Source organism: Parasphingorhabdus sp. (genome assembly GCF_048269915.1).
In the GTDB taxonomy this organism is placed as follows: domain Bacteria; phylum Pseudomonadota; class Alphaproteobacteria; order Sphingomonadales; family Sphingomonadaceae; genus Parasphingorhabdus.
In genome coordinates, this window is the sequence record NZ_JBLWTY010000002.1 from 708,228 (window position 1) to 725,085 (window position 16,858).

Genomic DNA, 16,858 nt, shown 5'->3' on the forward strand with positions numbered 1-16,858 from the left:
CTTGGGGAGGGCAATGCATGACTAGTGAAGCCGCGATCGCGGGGCAGCGTGAGCCTACGCAAAAGGAAATTCGACTGGTCATCGCCGCGTCCTCCGCTGGCACGGTTTTCGAATGGTATGATTTTTTCATCTATGGCACGCTGGCCGCTTTGATCGGTGCCGCCTTTTTCCCATCGGGCAATGAAACGCTGCAACTGCTGCTGGTCTGGGCCGGTTTTGCCATTGGTTTCGGGTTTCGTCCACTCGGTGCGATTTTGTTTGGTTTCCTGGGCGACAGGCTCGGCCGCAAATATACATTTTTGGTAACCGTGACCCTGATGGGCATTGCCACCGCCGGTGTCGGGCTTATCCCCAACGCGGAAACCATCGGCTATGCTGCCCCTGCCATCGTGATCCTGTTGCGGATTATCCAGGGGCTGGCACTGGGCGGCGAATATGGTGGCGCGGCCATTTATGTCGCCGAGCATGCACCGACTGAAAAGCGCGGTTTTTATACCAGCTTCATCCAGGCCAGCGTCGCCGGGGGCTTCGTGCTGAGCATCGCCGTGGTTCTGGCCTGTCGCTTCCTGATCCCGGCCGAGGAATTTGCCGACTGGGGATGGCGGGTACCGTTTCTTCTGTCGCTCATTCTGCTCGGTATTTCACTCTGGATGCGCTTGAAACTCTCTGAGAGCCCGGTGTTCCAGGCGATGAAGGAAGCCGGCGAAACCGCAGGCAACCCGTTCAAGGAAAGCTTCACCTATCCCGGCAACAAGAAACGGATATTTGTCGCCTTGTTCGGTATCACTGCCGGCTTGACCACAATCTGGTACACTGCCTTTTTCTCCGGCATGTCGTTCCTGCGTGGCCCGATGCGAGTCGACGACCTGACTGTGGAAATCACCGTATTTATCGCTGGTCTCATCGCCACGTCCTTTTACCTTGTGGTCGGAAAATGGTCGGATCGCGTCGGTCGGAAGAAACCGATCCTGATCGGCAATGTGCTGATCCTGCTGTTGCTTTTTCCCTGTTTCTGGGCGCTGGGCAATCTGGCCAATCCCGGGCTTTGGGAAACGGCAAAATCGGTGCCTGTCCAGGTTGCTGGCCGGGATTGCACCACCGATCCGTTCGCCGATCTCTACGGCGGCAAACCCAGCGAGTGTGGGAAACTGGTCGAGGCACTGACCGCCAGCGGCGTCCCCTATAATGTCGTGGATTCAGAGCAGCTTCGCCTGACCGCAGGAGGAGCGAAAATTGATATATCCACTTTTGCAGATGCCACGACGGCCGAACGAAAAACGGCGATCGAGACTGCATTGGCCAGCTTTGGATATGACTTCTCCGAACGCCAGCCGTCGAACGCCGCTCTTGCCGGGATCATCGGAATCCTCCTTTTGCTCGGCGCATTGAGCGCGCTGAACTACGGATCGGTCGCGGCGCTGCTCGCCGAGATGTTCCCGGCCAAAATCCGGTATAGCTCGATGTCGATACCCTATCATATCGGTGCAGGCTATTTCGGCGGTTTCCTGCCGCTGATCGCTGGCTATATCGTTGCCAGGTCGGGCGATGTCTATGCCGGTCTCTGGTACACATGGATTTTCGTGGCCATCGCCTTGGTCGTCGGCTGGTGGGGCATTCCTAACGATCCCGAAGCGGCCCTCGACGAAGGGCGATAAAGCTCCTATCGAGCGGACAATGAACGACGCAAAATCGCATATCCCGCCGACCGCGAAGATAAGACTGGATTCCGACGCACTGGTTTCCAACTGGCGAAATCTCGATCAACTTTCGGGCAAGGCGAAAGCCGGCGCGGCGGTAAAGGCCAATGCCTATGGTCTGGGAGTGCGTGATGTCGTGCAAAAGCTGATCGCGGCGGGTTGCGCGGATTTCTTCGTGGCCAATTGGCAGGAAGCGGAGGAAATAGAAGATCTGACAGCGGGCAGGGCTTGCGTCTCGGTACTCAATGGCGTTCGTGAACTTGATATGCCCTTTGCCGTGCAATCACCCGCCAAGCCGGTGTTGAACAGCATGGAACAGGTTGCCCGTTGGCAACCGACGGGTGAAGCCTGCGATATTATGATCAACAGCGGCATGAACCGACTGGGTATAAATCTGAACGACCTGGATCAGAATATTCTTGCCTCAATGTCGATCGATATTGCCATGAGCCATCTCGCTTCTGCGGACGAGGATGTGGACCAGAATCGCGATCAACTCGCATGCTATTTAACCTCGCTCAAGCAGGTCCCGGCGAAACGAAGGAGCCTGGCCAACAGCGCCGCTATTGCTCTGGGCGGCGATTATCATTTCGATCTTACTCGCCCCGGATTGTCGCTTTATGGTGGTATCCAGCGTCAGGCGCTGGAGGGATTCATCAAACAAGTGGCAATTCCGCAAACGGAAATTATCCAGGTTCGATCCTTACGTTCAGGCGACAAGGTTGGGTATAACGCCCAATATGTTGCCAACCGGTCCCATAACATTGGCATATTGGCAATGGGTTATGCTGACGGGTATTTGCGAGGCTTTTCCGACCGCGGTGCTTTTTTGCACAAGCAAGCAAGATTGCCTGTGCTGGGCCGCGTCTCGATGGACCTGATCGCCATCGATCTTTCATTGGCATCCGACTTGAAAGAGGGAGACTGGGTTGATTGCGAATATGACCTTGGTACCGCTTCTTCGCAATCAGGACTGTCGCAATATGAGCTGATTACAGGCCTTGGTAATCGCCTGCCACGGCAATGGGTATGATGCACAAAGAAGAGCGTCGGCAACGCGCTTGCACAAACTAAAAATGTTGCGCAAAAATGCTGCACAACATGAAAAGTTGCGGCAATGCACAAATAGGTTTAGTGCGACTGCAATATAAAAATATATTGCGGTTAGAAGCTCCTGTCGTCGTTCAGATTTTCTAACCCAGCGGGAGCTTATATGGCCAAGTCAAAAAGCAAGACCCATGACGGTCCAATCATCATTAAGAAATACGCAAATCGCCGTCTCTACAACACCCAGACATCGAATTATATCACGCTCGATTTTCTGGCCGAAATGACCCGGAATGAAGAGGATTTCGTTGTTGTCGATGCGAAGACCGGCGAGGATATTACGCATAATGTCCTGACGCAGATCATTGTCGATGAAGAAAGTAGCGGCAAGCAAATGCTGCCGGTAAATTTCCTCCGCCAGCTGATTTCCATGTACGGCAACAGCATGCAATCGTTGATGCCGTCTTATCTGGAAGCGTCTATGGAAAATTTTCGGAGGAACCAGAAGCAATTTCAGCAAGCGGTCGAGGGGGCGCTCAATAAAAATCCGCTGGGTCAGATGGCCGTGAAAAACCAGAAGCAGTTTCAGGAAGCGGTTGAAAATGCGCTAAAGGCCAGTCCGCTGGCCGGCGTGTTTGAAAAGGCATTGAGCCTCGGTCACAATGACGAGGATGATACCGACAACGAGCCCCAGGAAGAGCTGTCAGAGAAAGATATTGAAATCCTGGAGCTGAAGCAGCAATTGGCTGACATCCAGTCCAAGATTGACAAGCTCGACGACTGAATACCGGAAAATACAGAACCATAATCCGCAGGAAAAACCCGTGAAGAAAAATGCCCTTTCGACCACTCGTGAAAATGATTTTGCGGGATGGTACCAGCAAGTCATCGCCGAAGCGGATCTTGCTGAGGAATCCGGTGTCCGCGGCTGTATGATCATGCGACCGTGGGGCTATGGCATCTGGGAACGCGTGCAGTATCTGATGGATCAGCGGATCAAGGCAACCGGCCATGAAAATTGCTACTTCCCCCTTTTCATTCCACTCAGCTATTTTGCGAAAGAAGCGGAACATGTTGATGGCTTTGCCAAGGAAATGGCGGTTGTTACCCATCATCGCCTGATGAAGGACGGCGATGATCTGGTTGTTGATCCCGATGCAAAACTAGAGGAACCTTTGGTTGTCCGGCCTACGTCGGAAACGGTCATCGGCACCGCCTTTGCCCGCTGGGTGCAAAGTTGGCGCGATCTTCCTGTGATGATTAACCAGTGGGCGAATGTCGTGCGCTGGGAAATGCGGACGAGAATGTTTCTGCGGACCAGCGAGTTTCTTTGGCAAGAAGGCCATACCGCCCACGCTAGCCGAGACGAGGCGATGGCAGAAACGCTCAATATACTCGAAATGTATCGTAGTTTTTCTGAAGATGTGCTGGCGATGCCTGTGGTTGCGGGCGAGAAACCGGAGAATGAACGGTTTCCGGGAGCGGATGCGACCTATTCGATCGAAGCGATGATGCAGGATGGGAAGGCGCTGCAGGCCGGTACCAGTCACTTCCTCGGGCAGACCTTCAGCAACGCGCAGAACATCCGCTTTCAGGACAAGGAGGGCGAATTCCAGTTTGCCTATACCACGAGTTGGGGAACATCGACCCGGCTGATCGGCGGTGTCATCATGACCCATGGTGATGATGACGGTATGCGCGTTCCACCGCTGATCGCTCCCTATCAGGTTGTGATCGTACCGATGTTGCGCGACAAGCCGGAAGATGAAGAGGTTCTCGCCTATTGCAAGGCGCTGGCGAAGGATATTGCCGGGCTGAGGGCCTTTGACGAACCGGTCCGGGTGAAGCTGGACGTCAGCGGCGCAAAAACTCAGACCAAACGATGGTCATGGGTCAAGAAAGGCGCCCCGGTCATATTGGAAATTGGCCCGCGGGATATGGTCGACAATAAGGTCGCCATGATCCGCCGGGATGCGCTCTATCAAGACAGCGGAAAGCTGGACACCAAGTTTCTGGCAAAGGATGAGTTCATCCCCGAAATCCCTGCCTTGCTGACCGAAATTCAGACTTCAATGCACAGCGAGGCCAACGAACGCCTGCGTAATAATATTACTCGTGGTTTTGACGATTGGGCAGAAGTTGAGCGTTTCTACGAGGAGAACAAGAAATATCCGGGGTGGCTGGAAGTGCAATGGTGCAAGGCAACCGGCGACGAGCTGGAAGCCATTGAAGAACGGCTGAAAAAACTGAAACTGACCTTCCGGAACGTGCCGATCGATGGAGCTCCAGTGGATGGTTCTTGCATCTTCACCGGTCAACCCGCTGTCGAGCGGATCATCGTCGGCAAAGCCTATTAATGGCCGGTCCCAAACGACCTCATAAACCGAAGCAGGTTCCCTCACGCAAACAGATATTGGAATTTATCGAACGCTCCGATCAACCCGCTGGCAAAAGGGAGATTGCAAAAGCATTTGGTTTGCGTGGATCCGACAAGATTGCGCTCAAAGCTTTGCTTAAGGACATGGCCGACGAAGGCCTGATCGACAGCGCGCCGGGACGGGCGTTTCATAAAATGGGCGGCATACCCAAAGTAACCGTTCTCAAGATTGTCGAGATTGACGGGAATGAGGCGATCGGCGTGCCGGAACGCTGGGAGGCTGACAATGCTCCCGTTCCAAGGCTCCGGATCAGGGAAAAAGGCCGTCGCGCCGCTCTCGCCATCGGGGATCGTATCCTCGCCCGGACAGAAGAGCGCGGACAGGGACATATCGCCTATCTGATGAAGAAACTCGCCCAGAGCAGTGACATGCTGATGGGTATCGTTGAGAAAGACGAACGCGACCGATACTGGCTGAAACCCGTCGATCGCAAGATCCGGCGCAGCACCGCAATCCTCGACCTGGGCGATGCAGAACCAGGCAATCTTGTTCTTGCTGAACCGCTCAAGCGCGGGTCACAGGTAAAAGCCCGGGTGAAGGAAATATTGGGGGACCCATTTGCTCCCAAATCCTTTAGCTTGATAGCAATTCACAAATTTGAAATCCCGCAGCACTTTCCTGACGCGGTTCTCAAAGAGGCAGCACAGGCGACGAAATTGCCGCTATCCAACGAGAAGCGTGAAGACCTCAGAGATATTCCGATTGTCGCGATTGATCCGTCCGATGCGCGCGATCATGATGATGCAATCTGGGCGGTGCCGGATGATAGTCCGGACAATGCAGGCGGCTTCAAGGCAATTGTCGCGATTGCCGATGTCTCCTTCTATGTTCGTCCTGGAAGCCGAATAGACAAGGAAGCCTATAAGCGTGGCAATAGCGTCTATTTCCCCGACCGTGTTGTTCCCATGCTGCCGGAAGCACTTTCTACCGATGTTTGTTCACTGAAGCAGAATGTCGATCGGGCCGCTCTGGCGTGTCATTTGACAATTGATGCAAAGGGGCAGGTGATTGCTACTCGCTTCACACGGGCGATTGTGAAACTGGCGGGCAATATCGCCTATGAAGATGCACAGGCGGCAATGGATGGCGATCTTGAACACCCCCTGAAAACGTCCGTACTAGAGCCGCTTTGGGCTTGTTGGAAACTGCTCGCCAAGGCGCGCGATAGTCGCGAACCGCTTAACCTCGACCTTCCTGAAAAACGGGTCGTTCTCGATGATCAGGGCCGAATTGAAGAAATTGCCATTCGCGAGCGCCTGGATGCGCACCGGGTCGTGGAAGATTTCATGATTGCCGCGAACGTCGCTGCGGCGAAAATGCTGGAATCGAAGAAGTCCCCGGTAATTTACCGAGTCCACGAAACTCCGTCGCGGGAAAAGCTGATCGCACTGAAGGACTATCTCAAAAGCTTCGATATCAGCTTTGCAATGGGGCAGGTGGTCAAGCCGTCCGTGTTCAACCGCCTGATTGAAAAGGTAGACGACGCATTGCTGTTGCCCTTGATCATGGAACAGATTTTACGTAGTCAGACACAGGCTTATTATGGTCATACCAACATGGGGCATTTCGGCCTGTCTCTTGGCAGTTATGCCCATTTCACCAGCCCGATCCGGCGCTATGCAGACCTCATCGTCCATCGCGCCCTGGTGAGCGCCTGCAAGCTCGAGCAGCCCTCACCGGAAGACCGGGATATCCCTAAAAAATCAGGCCTAACCAGCGATGAAGCAGGCCGCCTCGACAGGATTTCGGAAAAAATCAGCCAATTGGAACGCCGCGCGATGATGGCCGAACGGGAAACCGTTGATCGCTATATTTCCGCGCATTTGTCGGACAAGATTGGGCAGATTCTGAAATGCCGGATCACCGGTGTCCAGAATTTCGGTTTCTTCGCCACAGTAGAGGAACTGGGCGGCGATGGCCTGGTGCCTGTACGCACCTTGGGGGCTGAGCGCTTTGATTACGACGAGGTGAAGCACCAGCTCACGGGTATCGACAGTGGTGTCACATATACAATCGGCCAAAAAATAGAGTTGCGTCTCGTCGAGGCTAATCCGGCGACTGGCAGCCTGTTGTTCGAGCTGGCTGAAGGCGCGAACCACATGCTGTCCCGCCCCGCGCCCTATCGTAAGCACAAAGGGAAAGCCCGCCACAAGAATAAAACAGGGCGCCCGGCCAACATCCGCGGAAACCGCGGAAAGGGCCGCAAGAAGTAATAATTATTTGTAACAAGATGGCGGTTCGGCTTGAATGGGTTCAAATCTAATTGGAAAGGAATTCCTCCAATGTCCAAGCTTCTTCCAACCAATATAATTACTGATTTTACAGTGCCTATGACGGACGGCGGCAAGTTCCAGCTGAGCCAGAGGCTGGGTGATAATTTCACTCTGATGTTATTTTACCGCGGCCTCCACTGTCCGATTTGCAGGATGCAATTGAGTGACTTGCAGGGCAAATTGGGAGATTTCGCCAAGCGGAAAACAACGGTTGTTGCAATTAGCATGGATAACCGTGACCGCGCACAACAGACTGTGGAACAATGGGGTATCGAGGAACTGATGCTCGGCTATGGCATGGGCGAAGATTTGGCGAGGAACCTGGGGTTGTATATCTCCTCGGGGCGGCCCGGGAGCAAGGAGCCGCGAATTTTTTCTGAGCCGGCATTGCTGCTCGCAAAGCCGGATCGAACCCTCTATTTCGCCAGCATTCAGAGCATGCCCTTCACCCGGCCATCGCTTGACCAGTTACTCCAGGGGCTCGATTACGCGCTCGATCACGACTATCCGGCGCGTGGCGATTTGGCAGAAAGCGCGCTAGCTTAACCGGTCGATCTGTTCTTTGGTCAAAGACCCGGGCACGACCATAACCGGGCAGGGCAGAGAGCCCGCTTCTGTGGCCGCAAAATGACTGACCAAAGGACCCGGAGATCCCGTCGCCGCTGCACCTAACACAAGGGCGCCGAGACCATCTACCTCGTCCATCATTGCGCGCACGACTTTCGGCCCTTTGCCCTGTTTGACCGTGATCGATGGCCGGATTCCGGTTTCGTCGAACAGGGTGCCGGCGGCGCTTGAAACGAGCGCTTCAGCACGGCTCTTCGCCTCTTCCTCCAGCGTCGCCTGAACCCCGCCCCAAGCCACAAAATCCTCGCTCTCGACGAGGGCGAGGATATGAAGCGCGCTGTTTGTTTTCATCGCCCGGCGCGACGCAAAGCGCAGTGCAACGCTGGCCTCTTCGGTCTCGTCAATCACCACCAGATATGTCCGCATCGTCCCACTCCTCGCCTTGTCAGAAACACCTGTTGCGATAAAAACGCCGGCAAGGCAAGATACCGCCCTTGACGATATTGTTGCAATGTCCGACAGCTTTAAACGATATCAGGACCCATTCAGGAAAGTTAACCGGCTATGCCCATCAATCTCCAAATGCCTGCGCTCTCCCCGACGATGGAAGAAGGAACACTGGCCAAATGGCTGGTGAAAGAAGGTGATAGCGTGTCTTCCGGTGATTTGCTGGCGGAGATTGAAACCGACAAGGCGACGATGGAATTCGAGGCGATTGACGAAGGCGTGGTTGCCCGGATTGTCGTCGCTGCCGGAACGGAAAATGTGAAGGTCGGAGACGTGATCGCGATTATTGCCGAAGAAGGGGAAGAGATATCGGAAGTTGGCGAAAGTGCCGCGAAGCGGGACGTGGCGGAGCCGGCTCCGGCCGAAAAACTGGCCGAACCGGAGGCGAAGGTCGCAGAACCGGTGCAGAAGGTGAGTGCGCCAAAGGTTGCGGATCGTGGCGCCGAAGGGAGCGAATCCCCTGCAGACGGTCGCCTCAAGGTCAGCCCGCTGGCCCGGCGTCTGGCGGCAGAAAAAGGTGTCGATCTGTCCGCACTGGAAGGCACGGGCCCCGGTGGACGGATTATCAAGGCCGATATTGAAGGTGCCAAGGGTGGCAGTGCCCCGGCCAAGAGCGAGGCGGCGAAGCCGGCGCCCGGCGCGGCACCCGCACCGGCTGCAGCAGCAGCGCCGGCATCCGGCGATTTCGATATCCCGCATACCGCCGAGAAGCTCTCCGGCATGCGCAAGACCATCGCCCGCCGCCTTACCGAAGCGAAGCAGACCATCCCGCATTACCGGGTCAGCATCGATATCAATATCGACCGGCTGCTGAGCCTGCGCAGCGAACTCAACGCCTCGCTGGAGGCACGCGGCATCAAGCTTTCGGTCAACGACCTGATGATCAAGGCGCAGGCGGTGGCGCTGATGAAGGCACCGGAAAGCAATGTCAGCTACACCGATGACGCCATGATCCGCTACCAGCGCGCAGATATCGCCGTGGCGGTGAGCATCCCCGGCGGCCTGATCACGCCGATCGTCACCAGCGCCGACACCAAGTCATTGAGCACCATCGCCACCGAGATGAAGGACCTCGCCGAGCGGGCCAAGGCCGGCAAGCTGAAGATGCACGAATATCAGGGCGGCACCGCCAGCCTGTCCAATATGGGCATGTTCGGCGTCACCACATTCGACGCGGTGATCAACCCGCCGCACGGCATGATTCTGGCGATCAGCGCCGGCATCCGGAAACCGGTGGTGATCGGCGACAATATCGAAATCGCCACGATCATGACCGCGACCGGCAGCTTCGACCACCGTGCCATCGATGGCGCCACCGGCGCGGCCTTCATGAAGGCGTTCAAGGAAACGGTTGAAAACCCGCTGGGGATGCTGGCTTGATCAACCTCGACGGCAAAGTTCCTGCCATCCGCACCATTGTCATGCCAACCGAGAGCAATCCTTATGGCGTTGCTTTTGGCGGATGGCTGATGGGGCAGATGGCGCAGGCGGGCGCGGCGCTGGCGGCGCGGCACAGCAAGCATAAGTCGATGGTGGTTGGCGCAAATGACCTGCGCTTCGGGCATTCGGTCGAGATTGGCGATGAATTGTCGGTCTATGCTGAATTTGCCAAGATCGGCCGCAGTTCGATGACCGTTCAGGTCGAAGCCTATCGCCGCGACCGGCACGAGGATGAGATGACGAAGGCGGCTTCGGGGACCTATATTTATGTGGCCGTGGATGGCGACGGGACTCCGGTAGAAGTGCCGGGGCTGGAGTAGGGGGCCGTAATTACCCCTCACCAACTTCGCTAGGCAGCACGCTGCCAAGCTCTCGTATCCTCTCGCGCAAGGGGAGAGGAGGGGGCTCTTTTATCAGTAGCGGACTTTTATAGATATCAGCCTGAGAAATTGCAGCTTGAGGTCCTAGACCTATAGCGATGCACCTCAAACAAGCCCAATCCCGCCACAAGCTCATGCTCAGACGCGCCCGACACATGCGCAAAACCCTACCGATGCCGAAGCATGCCTCTGGAAAATGCTGCGGGCGAAAAGATTTGCGGATTTGAAATGGCGGCATCAGCAAATTGTAGATGATCTATATATTGTCGATTTTATCTGTTTTGAGCATCGCCTGATTGTCGAAGCCGATGGTAGTCAGCATGCAGAAAATACGGAGGATGAAAGGCGCGACCAATATTTGACGGATCAGGGCTTTCGCATCTTGCGTTTCTGGAATAATGATATTTTGAATAATCTTGAGGGCATCGCGGAGATGATTTTGCATGAAATATCTTCTTCCCCCTCTCCAACTTCGTCTAGGTAGCAAGCTACCAAGACTTCGTTTCCTCTCCCGCAAGGGGAGAGGAAAAATGGCTCTCTCATCCTCTCCCCTTGCGGGAGAGGACAGATTTGCTTGCCAACTTGTTGGTTAGAAAATCTTGGAGAGGGGCAAGAGACAAAAAAGGAAAAGCATGGCAGATATATATGATCTCATCGTTCTCGGTTCCGGCCCCGGCGGCTATGTCGCAGCGATCCGCGCCTCGCAGCTTGGACTGAAAACCGCCATCGTCGAACGGGAAAATCTGGGCGGTATCTGTCTTAACTGGGGCTGCATCCCGACCAAGGCGATGCTGCGTTCGGCAGAGGTGTTTCACAATATGAAGCACGCAGCAGATTACGGACTGGTAGCGGAGAAGATCAGCGCTGATCTTGACGCCATCGTGAAACGATCCCGGGGTGTCGCCAAGCAGCTTAACCAGGGCGTTACCGGCCTGATGAAAAAGAACAAGATCGACGTCCATTTCGGCGACGGCACGATCGCCGCTCCGGGCAAGATCACCGTTAAAACGGACAAGGGTGAAACGGCGCTGGAAGGGAAGAATATCATCATCGCCACCGGCGCGCGGGCCCGCGACCTGCCGTTTGCCAAGGCCGACGGCAAGCGCATCTGGACCTATCGTCATGCCATGACACCACCGGAAATGCCCAGCAAGTTGCTGGTCATCGGATCAGGCGCGATCGGGATCGAGTTTGCCAGCTTTTATAATGACATCGGTGTCGATGTAACGGTGGTCGAAATGCTCGACCGGATCGTGCCGGTGGAAGACGAGGAAATCTCCAAATTCCTCGAAAAGTCGCTGAAAAAGCAGGGCATGACGATCATGACCAAGGCCGGGGTGAAGAGCATCGACGCCGGGGACAAGGGCGTCAAGGCGGAGATCGAGGACAGCAAGGGCAAGAAGGAAAGCCATGACTTCAGCCATGTCATCGTCGCCGTCGGGATCCAGCCCAATATCGAGACGATCGGTCTCGACCAGCTCGGCGTGGAACCGGACGAGCGTTATCATATCAAGACCGATGCCTATTGCCGGACCAATATCGACGGTATCTACGCGATTGGCGACTGTACCGGCGGTCCCTGGCTGGCGCACAAGGCGAGCCACGAGGGCGTGATCGCGGCCGAGACTATTGCCCAGTCGATGGGCAAGGACGGTCATCCCCATGCCATGGATGTCAACAATATCCCCGGCTGTACCTATTGCCATCCGCAGATCGCCAGCGTCGGCCTGACCGAAGCGAAGGCAAAGGAAGCGGGCCATGACGTCAAGGTCGGAAAATTCCCCTTCATCGGCAATGGCAAGGCGATTGCGCTGGGCGAGACCGAGGGCTTTATCAAGACCGTGTTTGACGCCAAGACGGGCGAATTGCTCGGTGCGCACATGATCGGCGCGGAAGTGACCGAGCTGATCCAGGGCTATGCTGTCGGCAAGACGCTGGAGACGACCGAAGCGGAACTGATGAACACGGTCTTCCCGCATCCCACGCTGAGCGAGATGATGCATGAGAGCGTGCTGGATGCCTATGGACGGGTTTTGCATATGTGAGGTATCATTCTCTCCTTCCTGAGGGAGAAAATGGAATTTGCCTGGCAGCTTGCTGCCTTGGCAAGTCTTGGAGAGGGGGGCAATGCCAGAGGCTGTATGCAGACGCTTCCCCCTCACCGACTGCGACTAGGCAGCACGCTGCCAAGTCTTCGTTGTCCTCTCCCGCGAGGGGAGAGGAAAAAGGAGCGGTGAAATGGCCAAGGGTACGCATGACTATGTCGAGGATCCGCGCAACCAGGATATATTGATCAACGTCAACGGCGTGCTGACGCCCCGCGCCGAGGCGGTGGTGTCGGTGTTCGACAGCGGTTTCATGCTCGGCGACGGGGTCTGGGAAGGGCTGCGCGTGCACAAGGGCCGGATCGCCTTTCTCGAACCCCATCTCGACCGGCTGTTCGAGGGAGCCAAGGCGATTGGGATGGATCTCGGGATCACGCGGGCGGCACTGGTCGAACGGCTTTACGAGACGATCGAGAGCAATGGCATGACCGCCTGTCATATCCGGCTGATGGTCACGCGGGGCATCCGCTCGACGCCCTATCAGGATCCGCGTGTGGTGATCTCTCCGGCAACCATCGTCATCATCCCGGAATATAAGGAAGCGCTGCCCAGCACGGTCGAGAACGGCATCCGGCTGTTCACCGTCCATGTCCGGCGCGGCGATCCGGCGGTGCAGGACCAGAAGCTCAATTCGCACAGCAAGCTCAACTGCATCACCGCCTGCATCCAGGCGACCCAGGCGGGGGCGGACGAGGCGCTGATGCTCGATCCGCACGGCTTTGTCGCGACCTGCAACTCGACCCATTTCTTCATCGTCCGCAAGGGCGAGGTGTGGACATCGAGCGGGGATTATTGCCTCGGCGGGATCACCCGGACCAATGTCATCCGCATATGCCGGGAGAATGATATTCCGGTCCGCGAGAAGAATTTCTCGCTGACCGATGTCTACGGCGCGGAAGAGGCTTTCGTGACCGGGACATTTGCCGGGGTTGTGCCCGCAACCGAAGTCGACGGCCGGGTGCTGACCAAGGGCAGGGGACCGATGGTCGAACGGCTGGAGGGCCTGTACAAGGCGCTGATCGAGCGGGATGTTGCGGCTTGACGCCATGGCTATCTGGGAAGACCGGTTTCTGCCCGAGCGCTGGAGCGAATTCTTCGTGGCTGTGGATCTGTTCGCTTCGGGGCAGCTGAAACAACCCGCGTGAGACAGATATGAGCATCCGTATTGCCATGTGGTCAGGGCCACGGAACATCTCGACGGCGATGATGCGCAGCTTTGGCGGGCGCAGCGATTGCGCCGTCAGCGACGAGCCGTTCTACGGGGCGTTTCTGAAGACCACCGGCCAGCGCCAGCCCATGGCCGACGACGTAATCGCCTCGATGGACTGCGAATGGCAATCAGTTGCCGAGGCGATGCGCGGGCCGGTGCCGGACGGCAAGCGGCTCTGGTACCAGAAGCATATGCCGCACCATATGGTCGCGGATATTTCCATTGCCGACTTTGCCGAGCATCGACACGCGTTTCTGATCCGCGATCCGGACCGGGTGGTGGCGAGCTATGCCGTCAAAAGGGTGGAGGTGACGGCCGATGATCTGGGCTACGAGCGGCTTGTGGAATATGCGGACCGGGCCGCGCAGATGACCGGGAAGCCGCCGATCATCCTCGACAGCGCGGATATTTTGCGCGATCCCGAGGCGCATTTGCGGGCTTTGTGCACCGCGCTGGATATCCCATGGGACGCGGGAATGCTGTCCTGGCAGGCCGGTCCGCGCGCTACCGATGGCCTATGGGCGGCCCATTGGTACGGGCGGGTTGTCGAAACAACAGGTTTTGGCGGACCGGAAGGCGCTGCACCGGTGCTGGCTGCCAAAGAAAAAGGCATCGCGGACCAGTGCCGCGATGCCTTTTTGAAGCTTTCTGCCTTGCGGATCAGATTATAGCCTAGCCCTGCAGTGTTGCTTTGTTGCCAAAGCGAGCGAACAGGGTGCCGTCGAGCGCGAGATAGAGCGTGCCGAGGCCGACAAACCACATTAGGTCATTCTGCGCGACCTGCCAGACGATTGCCGGAACAAAATTCTGGACACCGCCGAGGAACAGGGCCGCGACCAGCAGCAGCGCCTGATAGGCGACAAAGGCTGCGGCAAAGGCCAGACCGACCGACAGCAGTGAGCGATCACCGCGCAGATCGAGAACCTTCTTTGCGACCAGCAGCGCGGCCATCGCGGTGACGCCGATAGCGAGTCCATGTCCGAAGCTGTTCACCGTCTGCGGATAGCCGAGCAGCAGATAGCCGACCGCCTGATTGGCAAACCAGGCGATGCCCATCCACAGCATTGCCTTGCGGAACGGCACGGTTGCCGCCAGCAGGGCTGCCAGTGCCGCAAAAGGGAATATGCAGGCCAGCGCGAGGCTGCCCAGGACCGAACCCATGGCCAATATGGCTGCCCAGATATTTTCAACGGGAGAGAAAGTTTGACGGAGTTGCATGTGGTATATTCCCTTTTGCTTGTTGAGTTCAGAAGCGCGCGCGGGCGCCGATATAGGCGGAACGACCCGGCACACCAAAATCCGTGGCCGTTTCATAGGTGACATCAAACAGATTGTCGATACGCCCGAACAGTTCGATATTGCCAGTGACCGGCATATTTGCCCGGAGCGCCGCCAGCACATAGCCGTCGATTCTGCGGGTGTTGGCGAGATCGTCATAGCTGTCGCCAACCATTTGCAGATCGGCGCCCAGATCAAGCCCGAAGCCTGTGTGATAGCGGGCGTTGAGATAGAGGCTGCTCGCCGGACGACGCGCCAGTTCGTTGCCGAAATTCGATCCTGCCGACCGGTTTTCCGTGTCGAGCCAGGTATAGTTGGCATCGATCGAAAAGCGCTCGACCGGCGTGATCGTCAGGATGGTCTCTATGCCCCTGGTGCGGTTGCGCTCGATATTCAAAGTCGTGCCGAACGGACGGTTACCGCTGGTGCAGACCGCCGGTGCCGGATCCGGCGCGACCGGGCAGGCGGCAAAGGCGATCTGGTTATCGGTATCACGCTGGAACAGGGTGACGGACAGTTGCACGGCATTGGCGATGAACGCGTGGTCAACACCGATCTCGTAGGATTTTGCGGTTTCCGGCTGCAGGCCCGGTGTCCCGTAACCATTGGGCCGGCCGTCGAGGTCGACCAGGGAAGGCGCCCGGAAGCCCTCAGCATAGCTGGCGCGGATGGTCGGACCATTCTCGCCCGTCCGATAGGCCAGATTGCCGGCGAGGCTGGTGTTGCCGCCGAAATCCTCATGATCATCATGCCGGATGCCGCCGGTCAGGGTGAGCCCTTCGACGGGCTGGAAGACCGCCTGCAGAAAGACGGAATCGATTCCGGTGGAATCGGTGACACCGCTGTCTTCGTAACGGCTCTCCTCCATCTCGCCGCCGAAGATCAGGCGCAAGGGCTCGACGACAGCAAAATCGCCGCGATATTCGTACCGCTCCGACCGGCCACGGGGGAGCGAGGTGAAGAAGGGGCTGATGATATCGCGGTTGATATCGGCCAGGCTATAGGTGAAGCGGTTGCGCAAGCGTCCGTCGAGCAGGTCGGCATGGATGCTGGCATTGCCGTAAAATTCCTCGGCCAGCGAATATTGGCTGTTGTCGGAGCTGAACGGCGGAAAGACGCTGTCATTGTCGACCCGGCTGTCGGCATAATAGCCGCTGGCCTCGGCGCGGATATTATCGGTGATATCGACCAGCAGACGTCCGGAGGCGGAATATTGCCGGTAGCCGTCGACTTCGGTGCCGCGCGAAAAGGTGCTGATACCGTCGGTGCTGACATAGCCGCCGCCGATGCTGAGCCCGACCGGGCCGAACTTGCCGGAGGCGTTGCTGACCAGACGGACGGTGTCGCGTGCGCCATATTCGCCCTGCGCATAGAATGTCGGGTCCTCGGTCGGACTTTTGGTGGTCACGTTGACCACGCCGCCGACAGCCTGGCTGCCCCAGGTCACACCATTGGCACCGCGCAGCACCTCGACCCGCTCGATATTGCCGGCGGTGAGGTTGCCGAAGTCAAAAGCGCCATCAGGGGAGGAAGGGTCGTTGACCCGGATCCCGTTGATCAGCACCAGCGTCTGGTCGCTTTCCGCGCCCCGGATGCGGACCGACGTCTGCGCACCGAGACCGCCGCTTTGCGTGACATTGACGCCGGGCAGCTCCTGCAGCACATCGGCAATCGAAACCGCCTGCTGATCGCGGATGTGCGCTTCGGTGATCACCGAGACCGCGATGCCGGTTTCGTCGATATTCTGGGCAATGCCGGTAGCGGTCACGATGATCTCGCGGTCATCGTCTGCCGCCCATGCAGGCGCAGCGATACCATAAGCGGAAGAAGCCATAAGCAAGGCAGTGAAACGAAATTTATACATGATAATCCCTTCTGTTAACGACATGACTTGCCGTTACGCAGGGACATCCCCG

15 protein-coding genes are annotated in these 16,858 nt (G+C 57.0%); 12 read left to right on the forward strand and 3 right to left on the reverse strand.

Annotated features, from left to right (window positions below; translation table 11 throughout):
- Positions 1 to 17 precede the first annotated feature (17 nt).
- The 6 genes from ACN0WX_RS08380 to ACN0WX_RS08405 all read left to right on the forward strand — a co-directional run bounded on the left by ACN0WX_RS08380 (position 18) and on the right by ACN0WX_RS08405 (position 8,001).
- Positions 18 to 1,655, forward strand: a complete 1,638-nt coding sequence (locus ACN0WX_RS08380; RefSeq protein WP_417621833.1) for an MFS transporter — start codon at positions 18 to 20, stop codon at positions 1,653 to 1,655.
- A gap of 19 nt (positions 1,656 to 1,674) precedes the next feature.
- Positions 1,675 to 2,730, forward strand: coding sequence for an alanine racemase (gene alr, locus ACN0WX_RS08385; RefSeq protein ID WP_417621834.1), 1,056 nt, complete (start codon positions 1,675 to 1,677; stop codon positions 2,728 to 2,730).
- Positions 2,731 to 2,910: 180 nt separating this feature from the next.
- Positions 2,911 to 3,528 carry a polyhydroxyalkanoate synthesis repressor PhaR gene (gene phaR, locus ACN0WX_RS08390; protein WP_417621835.1) on the forward strand — a complete coding sequence of 206 codons (618 nt, stop codon included), beginning with the start codon at positions 2,911 to 2,913 and terminating at the stop codon, positions 3,526 to 3,528.
- Between the two features lie 40 nt (positions 3,529 to 3,568).
- Positions 3,569 to 5,101, forward strand: coding sequence for a proline--tRNA ligase (gene proS / locus ACN0WX_RS08395; protein WP_417621836.1), 1,533 nt, complete (start codon positions 3,569 to 3,571; stop codon positions 5,099 to 5,101).
- The gene (gene rnr / locus ACN0WX_RS08400) at positions 5,101 to 7,395 is read left to right on the forward strand and encodes a ribonuclease R (RefSeq protein ID WP_417621837.1); all 2,295 of its coding nucleotides are present in this window, start codon (positions 5,101 to 5,103) and stop codon (positions 7,393 to 7,395) included. The genes proS and rnr overlap by 1 nt, the downstream gene beginning before the upstream one ends.
- 69 nt (positions 7,396 to 7,464) lie before the next feature.
- Positions 7,465 to 8,001, forward strand: coding sequence for a peroxiredoxin-like family protein (locus ACN0WX_RS08405; protein ID WP_417621838.1), 537 nt, complete (start codon positions 7,465 to 7,467; stop codon positions 7,999 to 8,001).
- On the opposite strand, the gene ACN0WX_RS08410 is transcribed toward ACN0WX_RS08405, so the two are convergent.
- Positions 7,993 to 8,448: a universal stress protein gene (locus tag ACN0WX_RS08410; RefSeq protein ID WP_417621839.1), complete on the reverse strand. Its 456-nt coding sequence runs from the start codon at positions 8,446 to 8,448 to the stop codon at positions 7,993 to 7,995. The genes ACN0WX_RS08405 and ACN0WX_RS08410 overlap by 9 nt on opposite strands.
- 138 nt (positions 8,449 to 8,586) lie before the next feature.
- Here ACN0WX_RS08410 and ACN0WX_RS08415 point away from each other — a divergent pair, with 138 nt between their 5' ends.
- The 6 genes from ACN0WX_RS08415 to ACN0WX_RS08440 all read left to right on the forward strand — a co-directional run bounded on the left by ACN0WX_RS08415 (position 8,587) and on the right by ACN0WX_RS08440 (position 14,335).
- The gene (locus tag ACN0WX_RS08415; RefSeq protein ID WP_417621840.1) at positions 8,587 to 9,909 is read left to right on the forward strand and encodes a pyruvate dehydrogenase complex dihydrolipoamide acetyltransferase; all 1,323 of its coding nucleotides are present in this window, start codon (positions 8,587 to 8,589) and stop codon (positions 9,907 to 9,909) included.
- Positions 9,906 to 10,289, forward strand: a complete 384-nt coding sequence (locus ACN0WX_RS08420; protein WP_417621841.1) for an acyl-CoA thioesterase — start codon at positions 9,906 to 9,908, stop codon at positions 10,287 to 10,289. The genes ACN0WX_RS08415 and ACN0WX_RS08420 overlap by 4 nt, the downstream gene beginning before the upstream one ends.
- 256 nt (positions 10,290 to 10,545) lie before the next feature.
- Positions 10,546 to 10,833, forward strand: coding sequence for a DUF559 domain-containing protein (locus ACN0WX_RS08425; protein ID WP_417621842.1), 288 nt, complete (start codon positions 10,546 to 10,548; stop codon positions 10,831 to 10,833).
- A 148-nt stretch (positions 10,834 to 10,981) separates the two neighbouring features.
- A complete protein-coding gene (lpdA, locus tag ACN0WX_RS08430) occupies positions 10,982 to 12,394 on the forward strand; it encodes a dihydrolipoyl dehydrogenase (protein WP_417621843.1) in 1,413 nt (470 codons plus the stop codon).
- Positions 12,395 to 12,587: 193 nt separating this feature from the next.
- Positions 12,588 to 13,496 carry an aminotransferase class IV gene (locus ACN0WX_RS08435; RefSeq protein ID WP_417621844.1) on the forward strand — a complete coding sequence of 303 codons (909 nt, stop codon included), beginning with the start codon at positions 12,588 to 12,590 and terminating at the stop codon, positions 13,494 to 13,496.
- A gap of 110 nt (positions 13,497 to 13,606) precedes the next feature.
- Positions 13,607 to 14,335, forward strand: a complete 729-nt coding sequence (locus tag ACN0WX_RS08440; protein ID WP_417621845.1) for an HAD family hydrolase — start codon at positions 13,607 to 13,609, stop codon at positions 14,333 to 14,335.
- Position 14,336: 1 nt separating this feature from the next.
- Here ACN0WX_RS08440 and ACN0WX_RS08445 read toward each other — a convergent pair whose 3' ends face one another.
- Positions 14,337 to 14,882 (reverse strand): hypothetical protein, encoded by a 546-nt coding sequence (locus ACN0WX_RS08445; protein ID WP_417621846.1) that lies wholly within the window; start codon positions 14,880 to 14,882, stop codon positions 14,337 to 14,339.
- Positions 14,883 to 14,910: 28 nt separating this feature from the next.
- Positions 14,911 to 16,806, reverse strand: coding sequence for a TonB-dependent receptor plug domain-containing protein (locus ACN0WX_RS08450; RefSeq protein ID WP_417621847.1), 1,896 nt, complete (start codon positions 16,804 to 16,806; stop codon positions 14,911 to 14,913).
- Positions 16,807 to 16,858 lie beyond the last annotated feature (52 nt).